Below are 4,133 nucleotides of genomic sequence, written 5' to 3'. Positions count from 1 at the left end.
CTCGTTCAGCGTGTCCGAGTGGATCATCACCTGGACATCGTAGTCGTCGGCCACCGAAAGGCAGTTGTCGATCGCCGCCGGCGTGGTGCCCCAGTCCTCATGCAGTTTCAGGGCGCAGGCGCCGGCCTTGATCATCTCCACCAGCGCCGCCGGGCGCGAGGCATTGCCCTTGCCTGAAATGCCCAGATTGACCGGAAACGCGTCGAACGACTGGATCATCCGCGCCATGTGCCAGGGACCGGGCGTGCAGGTGGTGGCAAAGGTGCCGTGCGAAGGCCCGGTGCCGCCGCCCAGCATCGAGGTGACGCCACTCATCAGCGCGTGCTCGATCTGCTGCGGGCAGATGAAATGGATGTGGCTGTCGAATCCGCCCGCGGTGAGGATCTTGCCCTCGCCCGCGATGATATCGGTGCCGGGGCCGATGACGATGGTCACGCCGGGCTGGATGTCGGGGTTGCCGGCCTTGCCGATGGCGCTGATATAGCCTTCCTTGATGGCGACGTCGGCCTTCACGATGCCCCAGTGATCCACGATCAGCGCATTGGTAATGACGGTATCGGCCGCGCCCTGCTTGTTGGTGGCCTGCGACTGCCCCATGCCGTCGCGGATCACCTTGCCGCCGCCGAATTTCACCTCCTCGCCATAGACGGTGAAGTCTTTCTCCACCTCGATGATGAGATCAGTATCGGCCAGCCGAACCCGGTCGCCGGTGGTCGGCCCGAACATGTCGGCATAGACGGAACGTTTTATCTTTACGGACATTGCTGCGCTCCATCGGCGGAAGAGTTCCCTCCCCCCTTGCGGGGGAGGGTTAGGGAGAGGGGTGCCGCTTGCTCTGCAGCCCGATGTATGGCGATCACAACGCCTTCCAGATTCTTCATGACATCGTCATTAGTGAACCGGAGAACGCGGTATCCGCGGGACTCCAACCATTCATCGCGTCGGCTGTCATGGCGGAGACGGGAAACGAAATCGTGGCTTTCGCCGTCGACCTCAACAACAAGCTTGCAGGAATGCGCGACGAAGTCCGCAATGTAGTTGCCCATCGGGCTCTGCCGGCGAAAGCCAAGCCCAGCCAGTCGATTTGCCTTCAGGTGACGCCACAATAAGGCTTCGGCGCGCGTCATCGTGCGTCTTAATTGTTTGGCACGGTCCCGCTGAATTCCATCCACCTCGTTGTGTGGCATACCCCTCTCCCCAACCCTCCCCCGCAAGGGGGGAGGGAGCGCGACAGCTCCGCTTGCCTCAAGAAAAGTCACAGCTTGCCCTGTATCTCCCCGCGGAAACCGTAGACGGTGCGTTTTCCGGCCAGCGCCACCAGCTGCACGTCGCGGGTCTGGCCGGGCTCGAACCGCACCGCGGTGCCGGCGGCTATATCGAGCCGCATGCCGCGCGTCTTTTTGCGCTCGAATTTCAAGGCCGGATTGGTCTCGAAGAAATGGTAGTGCGAGCCGACCTGGATCGGCCGGTCGCCTGAATTGGCCACCGTCAGCGTCACGGTCTTGCGGCCGGCATTGAGCTCGATCTCGCCGTCCTGGATGAAGGATTCACCGGGGATCATCTTGTCTTTCTCCATCACCTCTGGATTCCGGGTTCGGCCGTTCCGGCCGCCCCGGAATGACTAACGTCACCTTATCGGCTCATGCACGGTGACGAGTTTTGTCCCGTCCGGAAACGTCGCTTCCACCTGGATGTCGTGGATCATCTCGGCGATGCCGTCCATGCACTGCGCGCGGGTGACGACCTGCGCACCGGCCTGCATCAGATCGGCCACGGTGCGGCCGTCGCGCGCGCCCTCGACGATGAAGTCGGAGATGATGGCGACGGCTTCCGGATGGTTGAGCTTGACGCCGCGCTCCAGCCGGCGCCGCGCCACCATCGCCGCCATGGAAATCAGCAGCTTGTCCTTTTCGCGGGGAGACAGATTCATGCGAGCACTCTGATAAATTTAATCTGGTCTGGTTTATTCATCATCCGGTTGAACCGAGCGTCTAGTTGAGCCAGAGCCGCGGCAGCGCCTGGCCTGAGGCGCGGCCGAGCACCGCCATCATGTCGGCGCGCAGCCGCGCCGCATCTTGGGCACAGAAACGCGCCATTGCAAACCCGTTCCACGAGGAGATGCCGACCTCGCCGCCGAAGGATGTTGTCAATTCGCGGATCCGCTCCACCAGGGCCGCGTCGCCGGGCACGATCAGCGCCGTGCCGATCGCCACGCCGCCCTTTGCGATCGCCGGTTGTCTGAGCTTTTCGCCGATGTCGCCGTCGAGCCGCAAGGTCTCCGCGAACACCAGCCGGCCGCCGCGGGAGAGCCGCCAGCGGTCGGTGAATTCGCCCGATTGCATGCGTTCGCCCATCGCGGCGCGGCCGAACACCACGATTTCGCACAGCAGCAGCGAGGCGCTTTCGGCAAGATCAATATCGATCCGGCGCGACACCCGCGCCCGGTCGAACAGGATGGTTTCCTGCGGCAGCCAGGAAAGATGCGAGCCCGCTTCTCCCTTGAGGGATATATCGAGCTGCGCGGCCGGCCCCTCGGCGCGGTAGATCTTTTCTGCCGCCGCCGTCGTCACCGCAAGCCGCGAGCCCTCGCCGGTTGCGATCTCGATGCCGAACCGGTCGCCGCCGGCGACGCCGCCGGCGGTGTTGACGAACACCGCGGATAGACCCTCCGCCTCGGGCGAGGGAAAGCGGACGCGCAGCGAGCCTGATTCATGCAAATGGCGGCGGCGGGTGAGCCCTTCGACCTGATGCACGTCGAAAATCACCGAGCCGCGAGCCCGGTTGGCCGCGAAAATCGCCGACGTCGCGCTGGTGCTCCCGGTCCGCATCCGCCCCCAACTCCCACATAAAGTGCGCGACCCAAATCCGGTCGCGTCACCAAGCCCTATAGCGCCATCTGGCGGCTGATCTCGCCGGGATCGAGGGTGCTGCGGTCGCAGGCATATTTCACGGCGCCCCGGTCCATGACCGCGAAATTGTCGCCGAGCTCGCAGGCAAAGTCGAGATATTGTTCGACCAGCACGATCGCGATGTTGCCGAGGCTGCGCAGATACTGGATCGCGCGCCCGATGTCCTTGATGATGGACGGCTGGATGCCCTCGGTCGGCTCGTCGAGCAAAAGCAATTTTGGCCGCATCACCAGCGCACGCCCGATCGCGAGCTGCTGCTGCTGGCCGCCGGAGAGGTCGCCGCCGCGGCGTCCCAGCATCGATTGCAGCACCGGGAACAGCGAGAACACGTCATCGGGGATATTCCGGTCGTCGCGCTTCAAGGGCCCGAAGCCGGTCTTGAGATTCTCTTCCACCGTCAGGAGCGGAAAGATCTCGCGGCCCTGCGGCACGAAGCCGATGCCCTTGCGCGCCCGCTCATAGGGCTTCAGGCCCGTGATGTCGGCGCCGTCGAAGACGATCGAGCCCGAGGCGATCGGGTATTGCCCGACCATGGCGCGCAACAGCGAGGTCTTGCCGACGCCGTTGCGCCCCAGCACGCAGGTCACCTTGCCCGGCTCGGCCGAGATCGAGACGCCGCGCAGCGCCTGGGCGGCGCCGTAATAGAGATTGATGTCTTTGACTTCGAGCATGGATCAGCGTCCCAGATACACTTCGATCACCCGCTCGTTCGACGAGACCTGGTCGATGGTCCCTTCCGCCAGCACCGAGCCTTCGTGCAGGCAGGTCACCTTGACGCCGAGTTCGCGCACGAAGGTCATGTCGTGCTCGACCACCATCACGGTCTTTTCCTTGTTGATTTCCTTCAGCAGCTCGGCGGTCTGATGGGTTTCGACGTCGGTCATGCCGGCGACCGGTTCGTCGACCAGCAGCAGCTTCGGGTCCTGCGCGAGCAGCATGCCGATCTCCAGCCATTGCTTCTGGCCGTGCGAAAGACTGCCGGCCAGGCGGTTGCGCGCGTCGGTCAGCCGGATGGTTTCCAGCACCTTCTCGATGCGCTCGCTCTCGGGCCTGGAGCCCCGCCAGAACAGCGTACCCTTGACGCTGTGGTCGACATTGAGCGCCAGCAGCAGATTGTCCCCGATGGTCTGGCTCTCGAACACCGTCGGCTTCTGGAATTTCCTTCCGATCCCGAGTTCGGCGATCCTGGTCTCATCCAGCCGGGTCAGGTCGGTAACGCCGTCG

At 63.9% G+C, this 4,133-nt stretch carries 7 protein-coding genes; all 7 read right to left on the bottom strand.

Annotated elements, in window-relative coordinates:
• Positions 1–762: urease subunit alpha (locus QZ213_RS25480; RefSeq protein ID WP_291688829.1), on the bottom strand; the 762-nt coding region annotated here is incomplete at its 3' end.
• Positions 753–1,127: an endonuclease domain-containing protein gene (locus QZ213_RS25475; RefSeq protein ID WP_291688831.1), complete on the bottom strand. Its 375-nt coding sequence runs from the start codon at positions 1,125–1,127 to the stop codon at positions 753–755. The genes QZ213_RS25475 and QZ213_RS25480, both read right to left, overlap by 10 nt.
• 128 nt (positions 1,128–1,255) lie before the next feature.
• Positions 1,256–1,561, bottom strand: a complete 306-nt coding sequence (locus tag QZ213_RS25470) for an urease subunit beta (RefSeq protein WP_291688830.1) — start codon at positions 1,559–1,561, stop codon at positions 1,256–1,258.
• Between the two features lie 66 nt (positions 1,562–1,627).
• Positions 1,628–1,930 carry an urease subunit gamma gene (locus tag QZ213_RS25465; protein WP_291688828.1) on the bottom strand — a complete coding sequence of 101 codons (303 nt, stop codon included), beginning with the start codon at positions 1,928–1,930 and terminating at the stop codon, positions 1,628–1,630.
• A 61-nt stretch (positions 1,931–1,991) separates the two neighbouring features.
• The gene (locus QZ213_RS25460; RefSeq protein ID WP_291688827.1) at positions 1,992–2,828 is read right to left on the bottom strand and encodes an urease accessory protein UreD; all 837 of its coding nucleotides are present in this window, start codon (positions 2,826–2,828) and stop codon (positions 1,992–1,994) included.
• 56 nt (positions 2,829–2,884) lie between these two features.
• On the bottom strand, positions 2,885–3,580 hold the full coding sequence (urtE, locus tag QZ213_RS25455; protein WP_291688826.1) for an urea ABC transporter ATP-binding subunit UrtE: 696 nt from the start codon (positions 3,578–3,580) through the stop codon (positions 2,885–2,887).
• A gap of 3 nt (positions 3,581–3,583) precedes the next feature.
• On the bottom strand, positions 3,584–4,133 hold a 550-nt coding region (locus tag QZ213_RS25450), incomplete at its 5' end, for an ATP-binding cassette domain-containing protein (protein ID WP_291688825.1).

The sequence above is a fragment of the Bradyrhizobium sp. genome (assembly GCF_017881085.1).
Taxonomy (GTDB): domain Bacteria; phylum Pseudomonadota; class Alphaproteobacteria; order Rhizobiales; family Xanthobacteraceae; genus Bradyrhizobium.
This window is presented reverse-complemented; position numbering and strand designations above follow the sequence as displayed.

Excerpts from the sequence above, each read along its gene's own strand:
- QZ213_RS25460 (WP_291688827.1), bottom strand. The coding sequence starts at position 2,828 with ATGCGGACCGGGAGCACCAGCGCGACGTCGGCGATTTTCGCGGCCAAC.
- urtE (WP_291688826.1), bottom strand. The coding sequence starts at position 3,580 with ATGCTCGAAGTCAAAGACATCAATCTCTATTACGGCGCCGCCCAGGCG.
- QZ213_RS25475 (WP_291688831.1), bottom strand. The coding sequence starts at position 1,127 with ATGACGCGCGCCGAAGCCTTATTGTGGCGTCACCTGAAGGCAAATCGA.
- QZ213_RS25465 (WP_291688828.1), bottom strand. The coding sequence starts at position 1,930 with ATGAATCTGTCTCCCCGCGAAAAGGACAAGCTGCTGATTTCCATGGCG.
- QZ213_RS25470 (WP_291688830.1), bottom strand. The coding sequence starts at position 1,561 with ATGATCCCCGGTGAATCCTTCATCCAGGACGGCGAGATCGAGCTCAAT.